A 23565-nucleotide genomic window follows, 5' to 3' on the forward strand; every position below is an offset into this window, starting at 1 on the left:
TCTTTTATATTTTGCACGGACTTTTAAACTTCGGAAAGGTGTTTCAGATATTCGTCTACGGCGCGGCAAATTTCCTTGTAAATTATCATAGAACGGAAAATTGAAGCTTTTGCCGCTTCGTTCGGCAAAGTTTCGTTTGCAAATATGGATTCCAGCTTGTCTTTCGAGGGAAAAATCAAAGAGACTATTTCTTTGCTGCCGCTGGTCATGATGGCGTTATCCGCGATCGAAAGTTTTTTAAAAATGTCCGAATAATTGTTTTTTGAATTAGACAATGCTTTTTTACACAGTTGCATCGCGTCTTTAGCCGTTTTATAAAGGGATGTCAGCGAATCAATCAGTGTTTTAAGGATGCGATCGAAATTAAGTTCGTTTTGCATTATTTTTTCTTCGGACAAAGAATGATCTTCGGCTGTTTTAAAGAATTTTTTGCGCTCTTCAATTTTTTCCGGTTTTTTTAAAAAATCTTCGAGGCGTGCGACTTTTATACCCGGAACTGCTAGGTTTTGCGGACAGAATGTGAATGTCTTTACGGCGTCGGGAGACGCAAGCCTGCTTTCAAACCACCATGCAAAAAGTTTCATGCGCCTGTCGGTCAAAACTTTTTCGCCGGTATAATCTTCTGCGTACTCGCAATTTATTGCATACAAGGAGCGCACTCCGGCAGTTTCCGCAGTAGATATTCGCAAAGAATTTTTATGGGCGTCTTCTTCAAAAGTCGATCCTTTTATGTGCGTATTTTTTTTGGGGTAACTTAGGTCAAGCCCGGCCATAAAAATTTCTTCGACGCCGATAATGCGCGCAAAATCCCACGCGCTTGTAGAAACGCTTCCGCCCGCACCTATAATTCCTTTTACGCCGAGCTGTTTTTCAAAATATTTTCCCAATGGGAAAAGCGGCGAACAAAGGACGATCTTGCGGCATTCAAAGCGGTAAACTGAAGGATAGGCTGCCGACTCGGTTATGAGAACTGAAGACGGAGACCTAAGATCCTTTATGTGCGCTGCCGCCCAATATTGCGGGTCGATCAGGATGATAAAATCCGGTTCCACCTTTGCTTTAAGGCAGGAACGGAGCGCCGTGTCTACGCAGATAACGACGGAACGTTTTTTTATTTCAGCCAGATGCGGAAGAATAGTGTTTAGAGAAGGCCCTGCCGCAAGGACGACCGCCGGAAGATTTTTCGCCCTGTCTTTGTAAAGATCTATCCCGTCAAGTTTTGCCAAGTATCGTAAATTGCGGCAGCCGTTACGAAGCCAAAGACCCGCAAAGCGTTCGAGTGTGCTGGCGTTTATCTGTGCTTTTTTGCGGTTCCTCTCCAAAAGAATTTGTAAAGAGTCGAAATATTCTATGGCGTGAGAAGTTTGACTTCGCTGTAAAAAAAACGCGCAATTATTTATTCCTATTCGGTCAATAATTTTTATTATTTCATCCTGCCGGCAAGCTAGGGCTAAAACACATTCCGCATGAGTTAATATGTCTTCCCAATCGAAAAAACACATCGAGGCTAAAAAACGCACAGCGTCGGGTTCTATGAGCACGAGAATTATGTTTTTGTGCATTTTTGCAAAGGCGGACGGCAAATAGCCGAGCCCGAACGACATAAAAACCGCCGCGCCCGTATCCGATTCCTTAAAAGAAGCCGCCGTCTGATTCGCCTCTTTTAGCGGATCGTAAGATGAGTGTAAAAGCATTCCGTTTTCGCGAACCGTAAGACTGCCGTTTTTGGCGTCTTCTATCGACCAAAAGGAAAAAGGATTTTTACCTTCCGAAAAATCGGTTTCCGCCTTTTTTATTTGATCTTCTAGGGAAGAGGCTAACGCGGGAAAACGGGTAAAAAAAAGGTTCTTGTTTTTATTCCAAAGTGAGTTCAATATTCATACCTTGCGTTACGGGAGTTCCGGGCGGCGGCTCTTGACTTACCACCCAACCGGTTCCGCTTATGCGCACTTGAAGATCCTTTCGCTCGAGGATGGGGATGAGGTCGCGTTTGGACATTCCTTTAAAATCGGGGAGGGTGGTTCCGAGTACAGCTGGAGAAGTGTCTTTTATCGACACTCTTCCCGAATGCGCCAGAGACGCGGCGTTCCCGCGGCTTATCCCGAGATGGTCTATGATAGTATCGGCCGCTTCAGCGATAACGGGAGCTACGATTCTGCCCGCGTAAGTTTCGCCTTTTGCCTTTTCTATCACTATGTATAAAATTATCTCAGGATCTTCAATCGGAAAGATTGCAAGACAGTTTGAAAGAAAGTCTGTCGTACTGTAACCTCCGTGCACAGTGTCCGCCATCTGCGCAGTTCCCGTTTTTACGCCTATTGAAATGTCGCCTAGCCGGGCGCGCGAACCCGTTCCTGCTTCCGCCGTAGTTTCCATGCAGCTTAAAACGTAGTCGGCGGCGGCCTTCCCGAAAGTTCTGTCTTTATAGACGGGAGTGTGTTCAAAAACAATATTGCCTTCGTTATCCGTTATTTTGTTTATTACGGTTAAATTTACGGGGATTCCTTCATTTGCAATGCCCGTTGCGGCTTGTACCATCTGGAGTGCGGAAACACTTATCTCCTGACCTATGGCCATCGTAGGCTTTGAACGCGCCGACCACAATTTATCGTTCGGACTTTTTACGGAGCCTGCCGTTTCTCCCGGCAATTCTATTCCAGTTCTCGAACCGAAACCCATCAAGCGCAGCCTTCCCAAAAAGTTGTCCGTATTCATTTTTTCGGCGATCTGCGCCAAGGCGTCGTTGCAGGAATACTGAAGCGCTTCCCTGGCGGTTACAGGACCGTGCCTGCCGAGACAGGTTATGCGAATATGCCCGCCGTACGGCAGTTTTTTTTCATATATGCCGTCGCACACAAAGATTTCGTTCGTGCTTATGACTCCCGCGTCGAGCGCGGAAGCGACCGTGAAAATTTTAAATACGGAACCGGGTTCATAGGCTGTCATCGCGGGTCGATCTATCGTTTCTTCCCTCGAAGCCGTAGCGTATTCGTTAAGGTTTACGGAAGGAAGGCTGATATAAGAGAGTATTTCGCCTGTCTTTGCCTGTGCGGCTATGAGCATCATGTTTGCGGCCTGCGTAGTTTCCATGGTGTTGCGCGCAATTTTTTCAAGTTTATACTGAAGGTTTGCGTCTATGGTCAGATATATGTTGTTTCCGTGTACCGCCGCTTCTCCCGGTTTCTGTACCGGGCTTAGGACGTTTTGTCTGGAGTATTCAATGCCGGCAAGGCCGCTGCCGTCGTCGCCCATATAACCTATGAGCTGCGAAGCCAGCGCATTTTCAGGATAAGCGCGGCCGGGAATTCTGTCAAACCTTATACCGGTGTATCCTTTTTCATTTATCAGAGTGCTTAATTCGTCGTAAGTGTTTTGCGAAATCTTTTTTTTGATGTATATGAACGGTGAATTTTCGGCTCCGTTTATCTTATTTATTATTTCCGCTTCGTCCATTCCTAAAACCAAGGCGCAGTCGTGGGCCAGTTTTTCCGCATTCTTTACCGAAGAAGGTGTAACTCCTACGTGATAAAAATTTGTCTGAACGGCCAGAGGTTTTCCGTTTCTGTCTACGATGGAACCGCGTTCCGACGAGACTTGGCGTACGGTGATTTTCTGCGCGGGAGTAAGGGCTATGCGCGCGTATTGCACTATTATTACGGCTATAAAAATAATGGCTGCCGCGGCGGATATCCAAAGCCTAGTCTTCTTAAAAAAATCGTTCATTTCCATAAAATTTTTCCTAAAATGTTTTTTACGGGAACGAAACCGTAAGTGCGCGAATCTATGGATTGCTTGTAATTGTCGCCTACGGCGAGTATGTAACCGTCAGGCACGAGGGTATTGGTTTTCATCTGTTCATACTGTTCTTTTGATAAGCTTACTTTTTTTCCCTCCGATAAAAGACTGTATTCCGGATCGGATAAATATTCCAGACGGTCGCCCGATACGGCGATGCAGCGTTTTACAACTATTTTATTGTCATACAGGTAGATGACGACGTCGTTGCGCTTAGGCGTGTTCCACTGTAAAAGCAGTTTGTCGCCGAACGGCAGCGCAATGCCGAAAGCAAGTTTGTTTACCGCAATTATCGAATTATTCCGTATTGCGCTTTCCATAGATGTGCCTGAGACTCTCAAAAAATCGATGACGAACAATTTAAACACTATTCCGACTATTATGCCGGACATGAGCAAAAACAACGCCGGAAACTTCATTTTTTTCTTAGGCATAACGGTTTATTCTAATATGAGCTTAATTTTATGTCGATAGATAATTTATGGAAATAATTAATTGTGCGGTAAGTAATCGGCACGGCCCTGGTCGTTTTTTCAACACTTTGGCGTTCATCCGTCCGATATGCGCGGAACTTCCGAATTTTTTTTATGCACGTTCAAAAAAGTTTAGTACCGAACAAAAAACTTTTAGCGCAAACGTTGCGGCTTTTCGTGTACCGTCTTTTCGCACAAAGCAGGAATTTTCGTTTCGCGGATTTTTGATCAATATAGGCGATCTTGCCGACGCTCTTGTCCGCAATTTACATCTGATAGCCCTTTTGCTCTGCTGCATTGTCATACCATATGCCGTTAAAATCGCCTCATCATATTTATCGAGTTTTGCAAATCCTCTCGTCTTGGAAGACGTTCCGGCGGAAGAACTTGAAATACTCAACAAAATTATGGCCGATTTTGCCTTGGAGCGTTCAAACGAATTCGATGAAAACGGCGATGTTTTAAATGCGGACGGGTTTTCAGCTTCTCCTTCCGAAATAAATTTCCGCCAGCCCGTTTCTTATCGAACCTATGTTGTTCAGTCAGGGGACACCATATTAGGCATAACACGGCGTTTCGGACTGTCGAATATTTCCACTTTGATCGCAGTAAACGATATTGCGAACGTCCGCCGCCTGCGCTTCGGCCAAAAATTAGTCGTTCCGTCGATGGACGGTTTGGTGCATACGGTAAAGCCGGGAGACAGCCTTAACGCGCTTTCCGTACAATATCACGTGCCCGTAGAGGATCTTTTAGACGTGAACGATCTTGAGAGCCACAACCTTTTGATAGGCGCAAAGCTGTTTATTCCAGGCGCGAAGCTTTCTTCCGACGCTATCCGGCTTGCCATGGGCGAAATGTTCATATATCCTCTAAAAGGAAAGTGGAGAAGAACGTCTCTGTTCGGGTTCCGCTCCGATCCGTTTACGGGCGTAAGGTCTTTTCATACAGGGCTTGACATGGCAATGCCTACCGGAAGCCCGGTTTATGCTTCCATGAGCGGAAAAGTAGCCGCCGTGGGCTTTACAAACGTCTACGGTAATTACATTATAATAAATCATGGCAACGGTTATCAAACTTTGTATGCCCATCTGTCACGATCGCTTGCAAAGACGGGCGACCGTATCGATCAAGGTGAAAAAATAGGGCTTGTAGGTTCTACCGGATATTCCACCGGCCCGCATCTGCATTTTACGGTATATAAAAACGGTAAGCTTGTAGATCCTTTGACAGTTCTTAAAAATTGAGGTAAATAATGACTAAAGTTCATGTGTGCTGCGGCTGCGGACGGACGATCGACGGCGGCTTTATATATTGCCCTTGGTGCGGAATTTCTTGCATAAAAGACAAAGTTCCGCAATCTTTCGACGCCGTTTTAAAACAATCATCCGCTTTGCAAGATTCTGCCAACGAAGATAAAATTGCAAAAATGCATGAGCAGCTTGATGAACTTGAAAAAGAGCTTGACAGCCTTGTTTTGAGCGCGGAGATGCATAAATGAAAGGAAGACGCCGTTTTTTGGTGTTTTTAATCTGGATATTGTCTTTTCGCTGTTTTGCGGGAGTTGTATTCGACAATCCCGATCTGAATAAGGACGATGAATTATTATTCACCGTAGAAAATAAAGCGGCGGGAACTTATCCGTACCGCACGGCCTTTCGCACGCGGCTTGAAAACGGGGCGCCCTCAAAATCTTATGAAATTCTCACCTGCTTTCCTGAAAAGATGGAGCTGCTTTCAGAAAATTCAATATTGCGTATACGAAATCGCTACGGAACGGCGCTTTATTCGTTCGCTTCTTCATCGCTGGTTTATTCTGAGAAGACGGACTTTAACACCTTTGTTTTGCCCGTGCCGGCGCCAGTTTCGGTAAGTCCCGACGGACGCTGGAGCTGTTTTATAAGGCGCAAGGGATTTGTTTCAGGCGAGCTTATTTTGCAGAATACGGAAAGCGGCCGGAGCGTTATTATTTCGGACAACGCGGAATTCAGCTATGACGAAGTTCCCGTAAAATGGTCTTCGGACAGTTCCGTGGTTTTGTACGAAAGGGGAGATTCCGTTTGTTTTGCCGATCCCGACGCCGCTTTAAAGCAGATTCAAATCGATGAAAAATTCCGCACGGTCGTAAAGGGAAACATAAATTCCGTTTCGTTTACGCGAGGACGGCAGCTCGTGTACGTTGACGGCGATATAGTCTATTGCTTAAGAACCGGAGAACTGCACACTGCGGGACTTTATTCTTCATACGTGGGAATAGGAACGGCCGTTGCGCGCTTACCTGAAACATATATGCCCGGGAGAGACCGTTTTTTTGTAAACGACGACGTAACTCGATTTGTCGTGATAAAAAACAACAAGAGCGTTTCTTATTACAGCATAAAGGCGGACAGGTTTTCATACATAAATGTGGAATACACAGGTTCTCTATTAAAAAATTCCGCAACGGTTCTGGGAGCAGCCGTTATTTGGCCTGAAGGCAAAAAGTCGCTTCCGGTTCTGCAGCTTGAAATTCTTTCGCTTGCCGAAAACGAAAGAAGCTTTAAAATTTACACATTTGACGGCGTCTCGGGCGCATTGCGCGAAGTCCTTTCCTTGGAAAATCCTTCGTGTTTTGCCGTAAATCCGTCAGGGAACAGAGCGGCTTACTATTCAGGAGGATTTGTCTGCGTTTTTGATACGTCGAATTGGAAACGCACGGCGGTTATGCCGTCGGAACATGTGGTATGCGCTCTATGGAAGGATAACGGTACATTGATTTTAGGCGGCAAAGAGACCGTGCGTTTGTGGAATGTTTTAGAAAAGGCTGCGGCGGAAAACGACTCGGGTAAAACTTGTAAAACCTTGTTTTTGTCTTCCGCAGAAAAAGTCCTTTGGAATTCCGAAGCGAATACAGTTCAGGCAAAAACGTCTTTTGCCGTATATTCCTACGACGAACAAAAAAAAGTATGGAAGCCGGATATTTCTAATCCGTTCCCCGACAAAAGCATCGTTCAAAACGGCCGTTTTAGAGCGTACATTGCCGACGCCAAAAACGGAAAGTATGAAAACGCCTTATATGTACGGTCTATGGCGGGAAAGGCTTATACCTTCCCCTTGATCGAAGAAAGCTCACGAAACGCTCCTCCGCCCAAAAAAGTTTCCGTCGTTTTTGACGCGCTTGACTGCGCAGACGGTTTACCTGAAATTCTTTCCGCCCTCAGTGCGCGCGGCGTGAGAGCAACGTTTTTTATAAACGGAGAATTTATCCGCCGATACCCGGGCGAAACTCTTCAAATAGCGAAAAGCGGTTTTGAATGCGCTTCCATGTTTCATACGGCTTCGGATCTTACCGAAAAAAGATTTGTAATGGACGAAGATTTTATACGAAAAGGACTCGCCCGAAACGAAGACGATTTTTACGCCTGTACCGGTAAAGAATTGACCCTGTTTTGGCATGCGCCGTTTTTTAAAAGCGATTCGGCTATAAGACGTACGGGGCAGAAAGCCGGCTACACATATGTGGATGTTCCGGGCGGAAACCGCGACCGCGTGGTTTTTGAGCAGTTTTCGGATTACTATAAAAGCGCCGCGCAATTAATTGAAGACTACATGAGAGAACTGGCATCCGGCGGAGCGTCCGCTTCTATTATTCCCGTTTCCGTAGGAATTCTGCACGGCACTAGGGGCGATTATCTGTACGAAAAGCTCGGCCTTCTGATAAGTCTTTTGCTTGATTCAGGATATGAAGTTGTGCCCGTGAGCGACTTGGGACTGTAAGATCCGCCTTTTATGTTTTTATGTGCGGACGCGAGAGCTTTACAGCTGCAAAAAAAGACTGTAGCCGCCCAGCACAGCGAAATGTCGCCTGCCCGTGCCGCAAAATCTTATAAATATCGCCCAATGCCGCAAAATGCTACAAAAACAGTGAAGCGAATTTTCCTAAAATATCAAACGGGAAAAACGCTTTTTTTACAGTCCTGTCGCACACGAGCGGAATAGTCTGAAGATCTTTTCCTTCAAGCGAATAAACAAGTTTGCCGTGAATTTGCCCCGCGCGGGTTTGAAAAAGAATGTAGGGCGGAATTTCAGTTCTTACGATCACTTTTGCCGCAGCTTCTTGTGGACTTGAACCCGTGATAAAAGGAACCGTGAGAGCCGAGCTGTCGATTGCGGGCACAAGGTTTACAAATTTTGACTTTCCTCCCGGAACGGCCACTGTGTAACGGAGCGCTTCAAAGTTAAAATAGTCCGCGAAACTTGAAAAAGCCCATTCCATGAGAGTCGTACCGTCTTTTATCCTGTTGCTGTTGCCTTCTGCGGTTCCGTTCCCTGCGCCGTTCATGGTTACGGATAAGAATCTCGTTTGTCCCCGCTTTGCCGTGAGCGCCAAATTGTAACCGCTTTCATAAATAAATCCCGTCTTTAATCCGTCGCAGCCGTCCAAGTACCACAATAGTTTGTTGGTATTGTATTGAGCGACGGCGAGTTTTTCCGCGTTTGCCGTCTGCCATGAGGGAAGATTTTTTTCGAGGGGAAAAACAAATTCTTTTTTGGAATGAAATTTTTCAAGCGATTCGGGAAAACGCTCAATATATACGCGGGAAAAAGAAGCGAATTCGCGCGCAGTCGTAATGTTTTTTTCGCTGTAGCCGGACGGTTCTTCAAAATGCGTGTTTAAAAGCCCCAGCTCTAAAACTTCCTCGTTCATGCGGTCGGTAAAGGCTTTTACGCCGCCGCTTATATATGAGGCTACGGCGACGGCGGCGTCGTTCCCTGAAGAAACGGCGAGCCCTGTCATTAAATCTTCCAGCGTTACCGTCTGGCCCTGGTCTAGAAACATGCGCGAGGCGTCCGGCGGCAAATTTCTTGTCCAGCTTTCGGGAGGCAGCGGCACTACGTCGGACAAAGAAATTTTTCCTTTTTCGATTTCTTTAAAAACTATGTACATGACCACAAGTTTTGTCATCGAAGCGGGAGGAACTTTTTCGTCGGCATTTTTTTCAAATAAAACGGACCCCGTCGCAGTGTCTATGAGGATTGCGTTTTTTGCCGAAACGGAAATTTTTGCGGGTATTACCGAATACGGCAGCGGATGTATGTGTTTTAGGCGTTCATGAAATGCAGCGTCAAGGGCGGCTTCAAGAGTGTTTTGCTCTTCGGCCGTCAGAGGCGCAGGTTCTTTAAGTGTTTTAAATGAGCGCACGTAAAAGAAAAATAAGGCGCCTGTCAGAACGAGCAGGGCGGAAAACGCATTTGCGATGTATAAAAAACGGGCGCGCCGTTTTGAGCGGTTATCAGTAATTTTTTCAGCAGGATGTTTATTCATAATAAAGAGATTTTAACGAAAAACGCTAAAAACAAAAAGCGCTCCGCATCCTGACGCTCGCCGAAACCCTCTGTCGAAACTCTGATTGCCACCCCACAATAAATTATGGTATAATAAAAAATATTTTATTAACGACAAAGATCGTTCGCTATTTTTATTTGAAGTTTTAAGCGGCTGCCTGAAGCGTAAACGGCGAAAGCTGTGTCGCCGAAGCGATCAGCCGAATACGAACTTCTTATGTAAAATAGCAAAATGGGAGGTTTAAATTGAACGTCTGAAATATCGCTGTTCAATTTAACTTCGAGTTTCGGACAAAGCCGAAACATCGCTTATTATCTGTGCGCAAAGAGCGCACGAATTGCCCGGCTCCTAAATTTGAAAATTTACTCGCTGTGCAATTTTAAGGGAGTTTAAAAATGGAGAAGATGTTCAAACTGAAGGCGCATGGAACTACGGTTCGCACTGAAGTAATTGCCGGAATCACTACGTTCCTTGCGATGGCGTACATTTTAGCGGTAAACCCGGGAATGCTTTCACAGACCGGTATGCCGATTAAAGGCGTGTTTACAGCGACGGCTCTTTCTGCGGGAATAGCAACCCTTGTTATGGCGTTTCTGGCAAACCTTCCGGTAGCACTTGCGCCTGGAATGGGACTTAACGCTTTTTTTACCTTTACGGTTGTCATGGGAATGGGTTACAGCTGGCAGCTCGCCCTTACGGCGGTCTTTATCGAAGGCGTCGTGTTTATAGTTCTCTCATTTTTCAATGTCAGAGAAAAAATAATCGATGCTATCCCGAACGGTCTTAAAAAAGCGATTTCCGTCGGAATAGGACTTTTTATAGCCCTGATAGGATTAACAAACGCGGGAATCGTTTCGTCTCAAACGGGAACGATCATAGGTTTTGCGGATCTGAACGGCGCGCCGCTTGTAGCGGTGATCGGGCTTGCCGTAACCTGCATCCTTTACTGCTGCAAGGTACCCGGTTCCATTCTTCTCGGAATAATAATAACGACTGTAATCGGCGTTCCTTTCGGGGTAACAAAGATTCCCCAAAACTTCTCGCCGGTCTCTCTTCCTGCATCTCCCATTTTCTGCAAATTCGAATTCAGTCAAATTCTCACCGTAAAATTCTTTACGGTATTTTTTACCTTTTTCTTTGTGGATGTTTTTGACACGATAGGAACATTGGTCGGCGTTACTACCGAAGCCGGCCTTGCAAAAAACGGAAAAATTCCGCACGTAAAAGAAGCTTTGCTTTCAGACGCGATCGGAACGGTTGCCGGAGCAATGCTTGGAACTTCTACGGTTACAAGTTTTGTTGAAAGCACGTCGGGCGTAGCCGCAGGCGGACGCACAGGTCTTACGTCGGCCGTAACCGGAATTTTATTTTTCCTAGCTCTGTTTTTAAGCCCGCTTTTCCTTCTTGTGCCGAGCGCTGCGACGGCTCCGGCTTTGATAATCGTCGGCTTTTTTATGCTCCGCTGTGTAGTAGACATAAACTTTGCCGATCCTACCGAAGGAATTCCGGCTTTTATCTGTATAATCACAATGCCTTTCGCATATTCCGTTGCCGAAGGTATAGTTTGGGGACTTGTTTCCTATGTCATCCTTAAAGTCGTAACCGGAAAGGCCAAGTCAGTGACGATCGTGGGATGGATTTTGTTTTTCATCTTCATTTTAAGATGGGTGTTAAAATAGTTTTTATTCGTGCGGAGGGTTCAGTATCTTCGGCGCTGTAAACAGTGTCACGACGCCGCTTGAAGCCTCGCTGCGGATCTGCAGCGAGGTTCTTGGTTAAGGCCGGGCGCGCATCGGTAAGTTCGGCTTCGCTTTAAAAAAAGACACGGCGGCAAGATTTTGCCGCCGTTTTTTATCAGTCTAATGCGTGACCTGCGGAACCTAAGACGTTCTTGTTTTTTTCCGCATACATGTTTTTAAGTTCGTCGCGTGCCGGTCCCAAATATTTTCTGGGATCGAATTCTCCAGGATTTTCCGCAAGAACCCGGCGAATCGCCGCCGTCATCGCAAGGCGGCCGTCGGAGTCTATGTTGATCTTGCAGACTGCGGATTTTGCCGCTTTACGAAGCTGATCTTCCGGAATACCCACGGAATCGGGAATCTTTCCGCCGAATTTTTCAATTTCTCTGACATATTTTATCGGTACCGAAGAAGATCCGTGCAGGACTATGGGGAAGCCCGGAAGCTTTTTTTCAATTTCTTCAAGAATATCGAACGCCAAAGGCGGCGGAATTAAAACACCGTCGGGAGTGCGGGTGCACTGTTCGGGGGTGAATTTGCAGCGCCCGTGGCTGGTTCCTATGGAAATCGCAAGGGAATCTACGCCCGTCTTTTTTACAAAGTCCTGAACTTCTTCGGGTTTCGTATAGTGACTTGCTTCGGCGGAAACTTCATCTTCAACTCCCGCCAGCACTCCAAGTTCTCCTTCCACCGTTACATAATCTTTTCGCGAGTGAGCGTATTCACAGACTTTTTTTGTTAATGCAACGTTTTCATCATAAGGAAGAGCGGAACCGTCTATCATCACTGAAGAAAATCCGTTTTCAATGCAATCCACGCACATTTCATAAGAACTTCCGTGGTCGAGATGCAGCACGATCGGAATATCGCAGCCCAACTCATGGGCATATTCTACAGCGCCGCGCGCCATATTGCGCAAAAGGTATTTGTTTGCGTAATTGCGCGCTCCGTTTGAAACCTGCAATATTACGGGTGACTTTGTCTCTACGCAGGCCTGAATGATAGCCTGCAACTGTTCCATATTGTTAAAGTTGTAGGCAGGAATCGCATAATGTCCTGCCATAGCTTTTTTAAATATATCGATGGAATTCACCAGCCCTAACTCTTTATAACTTACCATGATTGCCTCCGTATCATTTGTGACTGTTTTATATATCCTATGGCAAAATACGTAAAGTTGCAAGTAAAAGAGTTTGGATGTCCGCATCTTCATCATGAAAGAAATGCTTAAGTCGCTCTTTTGCCCTGTGCGGGGGCGTGTTGCAAAATCCCGTGTTTTTTATATAATGAATTCCATTATGGATATGGAAAATTGTCCGGAACAAAAAAATATATCGCAATCTTTGCAGGATGACGAGATTTCGCTTATCGATCTGTTTGCCGTTTTGCTGCAGTATAGAAAACTTATCATTTTGATAACGGCTTCCGTCGCCGTAGCTGTCCTTTCGTTTTCCGCGCTGTCGATCATCCTTCCGCCTGAAAAGTCTCCGCTTCCTAATATATATACATCTGAAGCGCGTATGATCATAAACGATTCGTCGTCTTCGGACGGCTCTCTTTCTTCACTCTTGAATTCGAGCGCGAAGAGCGGACTCGGAAGCACTATCGGACTTTCGAATCTTTCGATATTCGGTGCGCTTGCCGTCGAAATTGCAGGAACGAATAACTACCTTGATGAGATTATCGACAAATTCGATCTTGGCGAGCGCTATAAACTTAAAAATACTGAAATAAGAGAAGCTTTAAAGCAAAATATGGACGTAAATTTCGATAATAAATCAGGCGTCTTTTCGCTTGCGTTTTCGGATACGGATCCGGTTTTTGCCGCATCCGTCGCAAACTTTGCTGCGGACTATATGAAAATCGTTGTTGCATCTCTTTTTACCGATAAGTACGAACTTGAAAAGAAGAACCTCGAAGAAAACATCGATATGAGCTACAAGCAAATCCTTTCGCTGTCGAAGCGGATTCGAGAAAATGAAAACACGGCTTCTTACCGCTACAATCCGAACGATGTTGCGGAAAACGCGGTACTCGTTTTGGAATTGGAAGCGCAGGAACAGGTATACAAGCAGCTTAAGACGCAGTATGAGTTTTTGAAAGTGCAAATGTCAAACGAAATGCCTGTTTTTCAAATATTGGAAAGAGCGGAAGTACCGGATAAAAAGTCAAAACCCTCTCGTGTCAAGCTGTGCATCGTAGCCATTTTCGCCGCTTTTTTCATTGCGATATTTATAGCCTTTGCATTGAATGCGGTGGAAAATATCAAGCGTGATCCTGAAGCCGTAAAAAAGCTTTCCGCTTCGTTTGGTAAAAATCGGATAAAATAATTTTAAAATAAAGTAAAAGAAAGGAAAAGGTAAAGTGTAACAATTCTTATGAAGAATGGTTACTAAAGTAGACGAATTGGATATAAAGTGATATATTAATTATCGCTAAGTTTCGATAATAGAGATATAATAAGAAATACGAGAGAGATATTTTCCGGTATTATTCTTTATGGAAGGAGGTGTCCTATGGAAAGTAAAGAAATCAAAGAATTACAAAAGGAAATGAAGTCTCTTGGAATCCTTAATATTGAAGCAGACGGAGACCTCTCTATTGGCTTGCTCAGAGATGCGATTGATGCGGTTAAGGAAACAAACCTTAATTTCAAGGAGCTGGCTGAAAAATCTAAACAATTTTCAGCTGCTGCTACGAGATGATTTCAAGTAACATAGATGAAAAGACTGTAACTTGGGCTTTAAGAACTTTTAGACCTCTCCTTCAAAAGTTAAAATTACAAGAAATCAAAAATAAACCTTTTATTGAGTTTTCTTCAAAATATCCTTTATTTAATCGCTATCATATGGCAAATTGTGTCATTGTCGTGAAATGCAAAAGATTTGATAATTCTGATGGTCTCGGTGCTTTTGTCTGGCAATATGATTCTGCAACTAATTTCTACGCACTCCATATAATTCTTAATGAAGAATTATATACAAATGAAGAAATGGAGCTGAGAATAAAAAGAAAAGCAACGGGCGTTCATGAATTTACACATTGCGTAGCTGCAATGCTTACATTTTCCCGTTTACAGACTCCGGCTCTAATCGATCTTTTAAACACAAGAATGTCAAAAACATTTCATGTATTAAATAAAGAAGACCTTGAAAGTTTATTTAAAGAATTAACAATGTCTTTTGAAGAAAAATTGAAAACGCCTTCAATTTTTCCGGATGAGCACTTCAGAACAGGTGGAGAAGATTTTCCGGATTCATACGAAAACCTTTTAAGAAATTTTCTTTTATCTTATGATTTATTTTGTGAAGATAATTTTTTCAATAAAGAAAAATTGCAAGATTTCAATGATTTGATTAAACAGGGAAAAAGGAGAGAAGCTGTACAAGTGTTAGTGTCTGTTATAGAACCTTTGTCAACGGCAAAGGCTTTAAGTCAACATTTTATCCAACAAAGGATAGTAGAAGAATTTCTCGAAACAATAATTAAATCAATAGGATAAAAACCGTTTTATCACAGCTTTTAAGTCGGGATTTTTATATTTCCCGATTGATAAGACATATGAATAGTCGTACGTCTTATATTATAGCAGGCAAACGCTGTAAAAATTTTGCCGTAAACGCTACAATAACTTTATGTTTTCGGATACTCATTTTCATTTTCGATCTATGGTAAAGGATCACGCCTTCGACGGAAGCGCCGAGCTTTCTAAAATGGCGTTAAACGACGTTTCTTTTGCCTTGGATATAGGAACCGAATGCGACGACCTTGGCGAAAGAATTCTGTGTGTCGAATCCGCTCTTAATAATATCCGTGAACCCGAATTAAAAGAAAAGGTTCAAAAATTTATTCACTTTTCCGCCGGCATATGGCCTTCAAGACAGGCTATTCTTGCAGCGGAAGAACAGGTAAAAATTCTTGAAACGAACATACTTGAAGCGCTTTCGTCGGAAGATCCGCTTTTTAAAAAAATTTCGGCCGTAGGCGAATGCGGTTTGGATCATCATTGGAACAGGGAAGAAGCGGAAGGCTTTGACTTTGCCGCCGAAAAAGAATTGTTTGAAATGCAGCTTGATATTGCGAAGCGGCTTTCCCTGCCGGTAGTCGTTCACAGCCGCGACGCCTTTGAGCAGACCGTGGATTGCATAAAAAATTCAAATTATGACAGAGGAGTGATACACTGTTATTCATACGACCTTAAAGCGGCAAAGGTCTTTGTCGGGCGCGGTTGGTACATCGCTTTAGGCGGCGGCGTAACATACGCTAAAAAAGCGAAGATGAGCGAATTGGTCGATATTGTCCGCTACATTCCCGAAGACCGCCTTCTATTGGAAACGGACGCGCCTTATCTTGCACCCGTTCCTTTCCGCGGAAAGCCTAACACGCCGAATTTCATAAACCTCACTTACGATTTTATAGCGGGGATCCGCGGCGTTAAAACGGAATATTTATGCGATCTGGTCGATAATAATTGCAGGGCTCTGTTTAAAAATTAACAGGAGTCTTGTTCAGCCTTGCCCGGGATGAAAAACCGTCTGTTCAAAAACTTCGGCCGGTTTGCTTTATTTATATGCGAACCGTATCATTCTTCTATTTCGGGGATTTTTTGTTTAAGGGCGGCAAGAAACTGTTTGCCTGAGACGCCTTCCCTGAGACAGGCAAAAATACAATTTTCACCGGCGATCGTGCCTATGAGCTCGTCCATGTTAAGGCTGTCCAGCGCGTTTGAAACGGAATCCGCATGGCCGGGAAAGGTCTTTATCACAACGATATTGCCGTTGTATTCGATACTTATATATCCGCGTAAAAAATCACGTGCAAAAATTTGCTCTGAATCCTGCCTTTCGTCTTCGCTCGGCAATGTATACACGTAGCCTGAACGGCCGTCCGAAACCTTGCCTACTTTTAAAAGTTTCAGATCGCGCGAAAGAGTCGCCTGAGTTACTTCATATCCTTCTTTTTGCAAATGCCCCAAAAGCGTTTCTTGGCTTTCAATACGGTAATTTTTTATAAATTTACGGATGCTTTTCAGTCGCGTAAGACGCTCTTTCACGTTTGTGTTTCCTTGAAAATGAATATTTATAACACAAATATGGATAAAAATACGGAATGTGTCAAGAAGCGCTCTGTCATGAAGCGTATAAGCAGGACGCCGATACGATGCAACGAGCGCATCGTGTCGAAAATTCCGTGCAATCCGCCGGAGACGTAGCGCCGTCCGTCGCGTCATGTCCTTGAATCAACAACATCGCCGCAGATTTGCAGCGAAGCTTCAAGCAGTGTCAGGAGATCGAGTCCTCCGCACGAATAAAACTTATTTTGCCATTTCCACGTAGGTTTTGCCGCTTCCGCCTTCTTCCGGCGGCGCAAAGTAAAAATTCGCTATTCCCGGATAATGCGAAAGATAGTCCTGCACGGCCTGCTGTAAGGCTCCGCTTCCTTTTCCGTGAATTATGCTGAAGCGGTTAAAGTTATGAACCGTGCACAGATCAAGCTGGCGTTCAAGCAGTTTGAGCGCTTCGTCCGTATAAAGACCTAAAAGTCTGAGTTCAAACTGCGGCTTTCCTCCCTTAAAATAGACGTCGCCTGCGCCGTTTTTCGTATTGTCCGCCAAATCTATCGTTATTGAAGGAAGTTCGGACTGCACATCTTTATCAGGGGGAATAAGGGTAAGTTCTTTTTGCTTTATATTCATTTTTACATTGCCCAGTTGTACGCTCCACGTGCCTTTGCGCTCCATGCGTACAAGAATTCCCGGCTGTTTTATATTTTTTACGCTTACTTTTGCGCCGGCTTTAAATTCGAGATTTTTTTGTTCGTCTTCTTGCACTGTGTGAGATTCGCATAAGGCCGGGTTTTCCGCTGGGGCAAGGTATTTCGAAAGTTCCTTTTCTTCGCTTTCTATCGACTTTTCTTGAGCATAAACGTTCGTTTCGAGATCGCTTATAAACGACTTTACGCCCAAAGTTTTTTTTCTGGTTATTTCGCCTTCTTTTATCTCTCGTACAAGATTTTCCAGTTTTTTTCTGCTTTCTGACAAAAATTTTTGCGATTCCCTATAGCCTTCTTTTTTTAATTCCGCCTCTTTTTGCCGCAATTTGAGTTCGTGTAAACCTGCTTTACGTTTTTGCTCGATAAGTTCGTGTTTTTTAGTGTTCAAGTCTTTGTAAATGTTTTCCAATTCCGTATGCTTTGCTATAAGTCCCTTGATCAAAGACGAAACGTCGGAGCTTTCGTTTGCAATGTAGGAACACGCCTTTCGGCATACTTTTTCGCCGAGCCCGGAACGGCTAGCTATGTCGAGAGCGCGGCTTTCGCCCGGAACTCCCATGATAAGACGGTATGTGGGCGAAAGAGTGTTTTTGTCGAATTCCACGCTGGCGTTTACGCATGACGGATGCGTATAGCCGTAATTTTTTAATATCCCGTGATGAGTTGTGACCAGAACAAAGGAATCTTTTTCTATGAGAGCGTCCAAAACGGCCATTGCTATGGCACCGCCTTCAAGCGGGTCGGTTCCGCTGCCGAGCTCGTCCAAGAGAACAAGAGAATTGCGATCGGCTCCTTCCAACGATTCGGCAATGTTTTTCATGTGTCCGCTGAAAGTCGAAAGCGATTGATCTAGGGACTGGGAATCGCCTATGTCCGCAAACACGTTCGAAAATATCGGCAATCGTGTTCCTTCTTCGGCGGGAAGGGGGAATCCGCTTTGGTTCAACATTGCAAAAAGCGCGATCGTTTTAAGAGTTACGGTTTTTCCGCCCGTGTTGGGCCCCGTTATGATAAGGATTCGTTTGCCGCTCATAAAGCGTACGTCAACGGGAACCGCTTTTTCTCCTAAGATCGGATGGCGAGCCTTTAATATGAGAGGCGCTTCGCCGCTGTCCGAAGCGCAGTTTGCGGCATAGCAACAGCGGTTTTCTTTTCCCCATTTTGCGGCGGCATAGCTTATGTCAAGTTCTGTCATAATCGGCAGGGCGAGCGTAAACGATCTTGCATGAGGCATAAGTTCGGCCGTAAGTTCACGGAATATACGTTTTATCTCCGCCTGCAGATTAAATTCTTCTTGGATCAGCTCGTTGTTTTTTCGTACTACGTCTTCAGGTTCTATGTAAACAGTTTGTCCGCTCTGCGACATTTCATGAATAATTCCCCTGATCGCGCTTCTTCGGCCGGATTTTACCGCTAAAACCTGTCTGTTTGCCCTAAAAGCTGGAACGTTCGATTCAAGCGCGTTCGAAAGGTTAGGATCGTTTGCGTACTTTTTCATTAAATTATTTATTTCACGTTTAAAGCTTAAGATTCTCGCTCTTATCGAACGCAAACACGGAAGGTCTTTAAGTTCCCCCGTCTTGTCTATTACGCTTGAAATTTGCGAATACGGAGCGGAAAGATCCGGCAATGTTTGAACGAGTTCCGACAGGTTTTCCAAATTTAAAATATCCTTTGCGCTCTCTATCGCCGATTTTACTTTTTTTTGCGCTTCGCAGAATTGGAGCAGCGAAAAAGCCTGTTCCTGCGAGACGGCCGCCCCGGGAGTGTTTATGACGGGTAGAATTTCGGAAACGGGATTCCACGAAGACATCGCCGCCTGTTTTTCGGAAGTCAGATATGAATACCATTCGCGCCCGTACAGTTTTAATGTATTTATTTTTTTCGTATCGGTGAGAGGCGTGCGCTCTCTAAGTAATAATGCGCCTTCTTCGCTTACGCAATGCCCGGAAATAATGTCGCGCACGCGAAAATAATCCAATTCGGTAAGTGTTTTTATGTTCATCAATGCCTAGTCTTCCCAGTTTCCCGTGATCATTTCTTCACGAATCCTTAACCAGCTTTCGTAGCGTTCTTCGCTTATGACCCCGGCGTTTACGGCTTCAAGAATTTTACAGCCGGGTTCCGTTATGTGCTTGCACGACATTCCGAACGAACATTTGCCTATGAGCGGTTTGAATTCCCTGAAATATAATGCAAGATCATCGGGATGAATATCGTTTAAAACAAAACGCCTTATGCCGGGGGTGTCTATTATTGAAGTTTCTACGTTTTTTATGCCGCCCGTAAGCGATTCGTTTATATGCAGCCTTAAAAGGTTGCCCTTTGTTGTGGTGTGGGTTCCCCGTCCGTATTTTTGCGAAAGGCTTCCCGTTTTTAAAACGCAAGAGTCGTCAAGCACGTTTATGAGGCTTGACTTGCCCACGCCCGATTGTCCCACAAAGGCTGAGACCTTGTCTTTTATAATTTTTACAAGATCGAAAAGCCCTTCGCCCGTTTTTGCCGAAACACGGATCACCGTATATCCCAACTCTTCCCAGCAGGAAAGCCTGCTTTGAAGATCCGCGTCCGAAGCGGCTTTTAAGTCGTATTTGTTACAGAGTATTATAGGCTCGATGTTTTGGTATTCCGCCTGAGCCAATTCTCTGTCTACGAAGCGCGGCCGAAACGGAGGCTCGTCGGGAGTTGTTACAAGGATAAGGTAATCGAGATTTGCAGCCAAAAGCTGCGGCGACCGACCCTTTACGTTCCAGCGGACAAAAACGTTTTTTCGAGGATGAAGATCGAGTATCTGTCCCCTTTTTTCATCGAGCTTGTCGATTTCTACGGATACAATGTCTCCGGGCGCAAGAGGATTGTAATATTTTATATCCGACTTTAATTTTTTGCCTTTCAGGGAACATTGCCGTTTTATTTTGTCATAGCATTCTACCGTGAAAGTGTTGTTAGAGCCGTCAAGAACCAATCCCTGCATATCCGTTTACAAAAGATTCATAAGATTGAATGAAATTATGAGGCCTGAAAATACTATTGAAACCGTCGAACACAGTTTTATCAATATGTTAAGCGAAGGCCCGGCGGTGTCTTTAAAAGGATCTCCTACGGTATCGCCTGAAACCGCAGCCTTGTGGCAGTCGGAACCCTTCCCGCCGAAATTACCGGACTCTATGTATTTTTTTGCGTTATCCCACGCTCCGCCGGAATTGGACATAAATACGGCCATGGCGAATCCCGTAACCGAAACTCCTCCGAGCAGTCCGATCACTCCTTCGGGGCCGAGTACAAAACCTGTCGCAAGCGGCGCGATTATGGCCAGAACAGCCGGCGCGACCATTTCACGTAAAGCGCCCTTTGTGCATAAGCTTACGCACGTTGCGTAGTCAGGATCCGCCTTTCCTTCCATTATTCCCGCTATTTCCTTAAACTGCCTGCGCACTTCCACTACGATCGATTGCGCTGCGGCCTGAACCGCGCTCATCGTAAAGGCTGAAAAAACGAATGTTACCATAGCGCCGATAAAAAGCCCCGACATTATCGCAGGGTTTGTAAGCGACAAATCCATGCCGTAGCCTTTTTCTTTTACGATGTTTACATAAGAGATCAGAAGGGCGAGAGCCGTCAAAGAAGCCGAACCTATCGCAAAGCCTTTGCCCGTCGCAGCCGTAGTGTTGCCGAGAGAGTCCAGCGCGTCGGTACGCTCGCGCACGTCCTTTGGCAAGCCCGTCATCTGCGCTATTCCCCCTGCGTTGTCGGCTACGGGGCCGTAAGCGTCGGTAGCAAGCGTAATTCCCAATGTGGAAAGCATTCCTACGGCCGCAATACCTATTCCGTAAAGACCGCTGTTGTAGTTTACGCTTCCCCCGGATGTAAAAAAACTTACGATAACTACGGCAATGATTATGAGTATTGAAGCCGACGTGGACTTCATTCCTAAAGACAGGCCGCCTATTATTACTGTGGCCGAACCTGTTTGCGAAGAAGCGGCGAGTTTTTGCGTGGGCTTGTAATTATCGGACGTGTAATATTCGGTAAAATATCCTACCGCAGCTCCGCCCAAAAGTCCGGACAGAATGGCCGTATAGATTCCCCAACTTCCTACGGTAAGGTAGGTGAGCGGCGCCGCCGCAACCGCCGACAGAGCTGCCGAAAGATAAGTTCCCGTGCGCAAAGAGTTAAGAAGAGAGAGTTGAGTCGCGTCTTCTTTTGTTTTAACAAAAAAAGAGCCGATTATCGAACAGACAATGCCGCATACGGCGATCAGGATCGGCAGCGCCATGCCTGAAAACCCGTATCCTGCGGCGGCGCTCAATGCAAATGTCGCAAGGATTGATCCTACATAAGATTCGTAAAGATCGGCTCCCATGCCGGCTACGTCTCCGACGTTGTCGCCCACGTTATCCGCTATTGTCGCAGGATTTCGGGGATCGTCTTCGGGAATGCCGGCTTCCACCTTTCCCACGAGATCTGCCCCCACGTCCGCCGCCTTAGTGTAAATTCCGCCGCCTACGCGCGCAAATAATGCCATAAAGGAGGCTCCCATTCCGTTCATTACCATTATGTTCGCAAGGAGAGAAACATCTTTTATGCCGAATAAATAAAACAAAATATGAAACCATATGGAAATGTCTAGCATCCCAAGTCCCACTACGGTAAATCCCATAACCGATCCGGACGAAAAAGCGACCCGTAGCCCCTTGTTAAGACTTTCGGAAGCCGCCTGAGCGGTGCGGGAATTTGCCTGCGTTGCAATTTTCATTCCTATGAGGCCTGCAAACATCGACCATATTCCTCCGGTTAAAAACGCAAACGGAGTGAAAATCGTAAGCATTTTCCCTTTTGAGGCGAAGGCCATAATCAGCAGTATGATAAAAACTATTATAAAGACTTTAAAAACGGTCATGTACTGCTGTTTTAAATATGCATTCGCGCCTTTTCTGATTGAGGCGGCGATCTTTTTCATTTTATCCGTTCCTTCGGAAAAACGCATTACTTTTTTTTGCTGAACTATCGCAAACAACAGCGCGGTAAAGGCGCCGATAAAACCGAATGAAAATAAATTTTCCATTATACGCTTCCTCCGTGAAATCAGATCTTTATTATATCAATTTTATAATATCTTTAAACAATAGTGCAATAAAAAAATGCGCCAGCGGAACCGGCGGCTATTTTTTTAAAAGAGCGGCGAACGGATTGTAAGATTCGCCGTCGGAAGATTGGCTGTCCATGTATTTTGCGGCCGTTTTGTCCTGTTCCGTTGAAGTTGTGGGTAATAGCGCGATGCGGCGGTTTACAGCGTCTACGCTTTTAACGCTAACTGTCATTTTTGTCCCTGTATTGTACAGTTTTTTCAGGTTTGAATTGCGTTCGACGTTTTCAAGCGCGGAAATATGGATGAGCCCGTCGATCCCCGGCTCAAGGTTTACAAAAAGTCCGAAGTCCGCTATGCGTGAAATCACTCCTTCGTGTTTCGATTCTACCGGATATTTTTTCACGGCGTTTTTCCACGGATCTGCGAGAAGGCTTTTCATACTTAACGATACTCGTTCGTTTTTCCAGTCGGTTTTGATTATTTCAGCCTTTATTTCCTGTCCCGCTTTGAGTGCGGAATTTATGTCCGAAATGCGATCGAGCGAAATTTCGGAAATCGGCAAAAGAGCCTGAAAGCCGTCTATATCTACGAAGGCTCCGTAATCGTGCAGTGCCGTCACTTTTCCTTTTACGGTCATTCCGCATTTTAAAGTTTGAGAAAGGTCTTCAAGTTTCTTTTCATGCTCTTTTTCAAGGATCTTTCGGTTTGAAACTAAAAGATTTTTTCCCCCGTCTTTAAATTCCAATATCATAAAAGTTAAATTTTTACCTGTAAATTCGGAAGGCTCGGCTTTTTGACGGAAGCCCATCTGCGAATACGGACAGAATGCTCTGGAAGTTCCTATTTTGACTTCGAATCCGCCGTTGATCTCTTTTTCTACGTATCCTTCTACGGGAATTCCGTTTTTGTAGGCGTTTTCGAGCATGGAATTATCCGCATTATCTCCCGCAATTTTTGTAGTAAATTGCATTTCACCGTTTTTAAGGCCGATATAAAAAACCTTTATGACGTCGCCTTCTTTTACGGTAAGGTTCCCATCCTTGTCTTTTAATTCCGCCGCGTCCAGAATTCCTTCGCTTTTGGCGTTTAAATCAAGGAATACGGTATCTCCCGAAATCGCCGCTACGGCGGTGGAAATTTCCTGTCCGGGCAAAAGTTTTTTCAAATTTCTTTGCTCGTATTTTTCAAGATCAGCTTCATTCATGTTAAACCTTCTTTAAAATTCAGCAGTCGAACAAAATATCAATTTTGGAGGCTGTTGAATTCGTGCGCATTTTGCGCACAGCTATAATCAGCGACGTTTCGGCTTTATCCGAAACTCGTCGTTTAACGAGACCGCAATGTCTCAGCGGTCGAAGTTAAACCTTCTTT

18 protein-coding genes are annotated in these 23565 nt (G+C 44.9%); 8 read left to right on the forward strand and 10 right to left on the reverse strand.

Annotation, left to right across the window (positions count from 1 at the left end):
* Positions 1-23: 23 nt before the first annotated feature.
* From HRQ91_RS03190 to lepB, 3 genes are read right to left on the reverse strand one after another with little or no spacing between them, the layout of a single operon-like run.
* Positions 24-1874 (reverse strand): motility associated factor glycosyltransferase family protein, encoded by a 1851-nt coding sequence (locus HRQ91_RS03190; RefSeq protein WP_210120232.1) that lies wholly within the window; start codon positions 1872-1874, stop codon positions 24-26.
* The gene (locus HRQ91_RS03195; protein WP_246473266.1) at positions 1855-3729 is read right to left on the reverse strand and encodes a penicillin-binding protein; all 1875 of its coding nucleotides are present in this window, start codon (positions 3727-3729) and stop codon (positions 1855-1857) included. The genes HRQ91_RS03190 and HRQ91_RS03195 overlap by 20 nt, the downstream gene beginning before the upstream one ends.
* Positions 3720-4229: a signal peptidase I gene (lepB, locus tag HRQ91_RS03200; RefSeq protein ID WP_210120233.1), complete on the reverse strand. Its 510-nt coding sequence runs from the start codon at positions 4227-4229 to the stop codon at positions 3720-3722. The genes HRQ91_RS03195 and lepB overlap by 10 nt, the downstream gene beginning before the upstream one ends.
* Before the next feature lie 47 nt (positions 4230-4276).
* Here lepB and HRQ91_RS03205 point away from each other — a divergent pair, with 47 nt between their 5' ends.
* From HRQ91_RS03205 to HRQ91_RS03215, 3 genes are read left to right on the forward strand one after another with little or no spacing between them, the layout of a single operon-like run.
* Positions 4277-5515: a peptidoglycan DD-metalloendopeptidase family protein gene (locus tag HRQ91_RS03205; RefSeq protein ID WP_210120234.1), complete on the forward strand. Its 1239-nt coding sequence runs from the start codon at positions 4277-4279 to the stop codon at positions 5513-5515.
* A gap of 8 nt (positions 5516-5523) precedes the next feature.
* Positions 5524-5769, forward strand: a complete 246-nt coding sequence (locus HRQ91_RS03210) for a hypothetical protein (protein WP_210116966.1) — start codon at positions 5524-5526, stop codon at positions 5767-5769.
* Positions 5766-8024, forward strand: coding sequence for a polysaccharide deacetylase family protein (locus HRQ91_RS03215; RefSeq protein WP_210120235.1), 2259 nt, complete (start codon positions 5766-5768; stop codon positions 8022-8024). Before HRQ91_RS03210 ends, HRQ91_RS03215 begins: the two co-directional genes overlap by 4 nt.
* Before the next feature lie 136 nt (positions 8025-8160).
* On the opposite strand, the gene HRQ91_RS03220 is transcribed toward HRQ91_RS03215, so the two are convergent.
* Complete coding sequence (locus tag HRQ91_RS03220) at positions 8161-9573, reverse strand: D-alanyl-D-alanine carboxypeptidase family protein (protein ID WP_210120236.1); 1413 nt, start codon at positions 9571-9573, stop codon at positions 8161-8163.
* A gap of 416 nt (positions 9574-9989) precedes the next feature.
* Between HRQ91_RS03220 and HRQ91_RS03225 the strand changes: the two genes are divergently transcribed.
* Complete coding sequence (locus tag HRQ91_RS03225) at positions 9990-11273, forward strand: NCS2 family permease (RefSeq protein ID WP_210120237.1); 1284 nt, start codon at positions 9990-9992, stop codon at positions 11271-11273.
* Between the two features lie 175 nt (positions 11274-11448).
* Here the strand turns inward: HRQ91_RS03225 and HRQ91_RS03230 are convergent, their stop codons facing one another.
* Positions 11449-12453, reverse strand: coding sequence for a class II fructose-bisphosphate aldolase (locus HRQ91_RS03230; RefSeq protein ID WP_210120238.1), 1005 nt, complete (start codon positions 12451-12453; stop codon positions 11449-11451).
* A 178-nt stretch (positions 12454-12631) separates the two neighbouring features.
* On the opposite strand from HRQ91_RS03230, the gene HRQ91_RS03235 reads away from it, so the two are divergent.
* The 4 genes from HRQ91_RS03235 to HRQ91_RS03250 all read left to right on the forward strand — a co-directional run bounded on the left by HRQ91_RS03235 (position 12632) and on the right by HRQ91_RS03250 (position 15829).
* Complete coding sequence (locus HRQ91_RS03235) at positions 12632-13663, forward strand: GumC domain-containing protein (protein WP_246473267.1); 1032 nt, start codon at positions 12632-12634, stop codon at positions 13661-13663.
* A 186-nt stretch (positions 13664-13849) separates the two neighbouring features.
* Positions 13850-14038, forward strand: coding sequence for a hypothetical protein (locus HRQ91_RS03240; RefSeq protein ID WP_210120239.1), 189 nt, complete (start codon positions 13850-13852; stop codon positions 14036-14038).
* Positions 14035-14835 (forward strand): hypothetical protein, encoded by an 801-nt coding sequence (locus HRQ91_RS03245; RefSeq protein WP_210120240.1) that lies wholly within the window; start codon positions 14035-14037, stop codon positions 14833-14835. The genes HRQ91_RS03240 and HRQ91_RS03245 overlap by 4 nt, the downstream gene beginning before the upstream one ends.
* A 133-nt stretch (positions 14836-14968) precedes the next feature.
* A complete protein-coding gene (locus HRQ91_RS03250) occupies positions 14969-15829 on the forward strand; it encodes a TatD family hydrolase (RefSeq protein ID WP_210120241.1) in 861 nt (286 codons plus the stop codon).
* Between the two features lie 86 nt (positions 15830-15915).
* On the opposite strand, the gene HRQ91_RS03255 is transcribed toward HRQ91_RS03250, so the two are convergent.
* From HRQ91_RS03255 to HRQ91_RS03275, 5 genes are all read right to left on the reverse strand, one after another.
* Positions 15916-16386, reverse strand: coding sequence for an arginine repressor (locus HRQ91_RS03255; protein WP_210120242.1), 471 nt, complete (start codon positions 16384-16386; stop codon positions 15916-15918).
* A 261-nt stretch (positions 16387-16647) separates the two neighbouring features.
* A complete protein-coding gene (locus tag HRQ91_RS03260) occupies positions 16648-19110 on the reverse strand; it encodes an endonuclease MutS2 (RefSeq protein ID WP_210120243.1) in 2463 nt (820 codons plus the stop codon).
* Positions 19111-19116: 6 nt separating this feature from the next.
* Positions 19117-20079 (reverse strand): ribosome small subunit-dependent GTPase A, encoded by a 963-nt coding sequence (gene rsgA, locus HRQ91_RS03265; protein ID WP_210120244.1) that lies wholly within the window; start codon positions 20077-20079, stop codon positions 19117-19119.
* Positions 20080-20085: 6 nt separating this feature from the next.
* On the reverse strand, positions 20086-22170 hold the full coding sequence (locus tag HRQ91_RS03270) for a sodium-translocating pyrophosphatase (RefSeq protein ID WP_210120245.1): 2085 nt from the start codon (positions 22168-22170) through the stop codon (positions 20086-20088).
* Positions 22171-22267: 97 nt separating this feature from the next.
* Positions 22268-23398, reverse strand: coding sequence for a 30S ribosomal protein S1 (locus HRQ91_RS03275; RefSeq protein WP_246473268.1), 1131 nt, complete (start codon positions 23396-23398; stop codon positions 22268-22270).
* Between the last annotated feature and the right edge of the window lie 167 nt (positions 23399-23565).

Source organism: Treponema parvum (genome assembly GCF_017893965.1).
Lineage (GTDB): Bacteria > Spirochaetota > Spirochaetia > Treponematales > Treponemataceae > Treponema_D > Treponema_D parvum.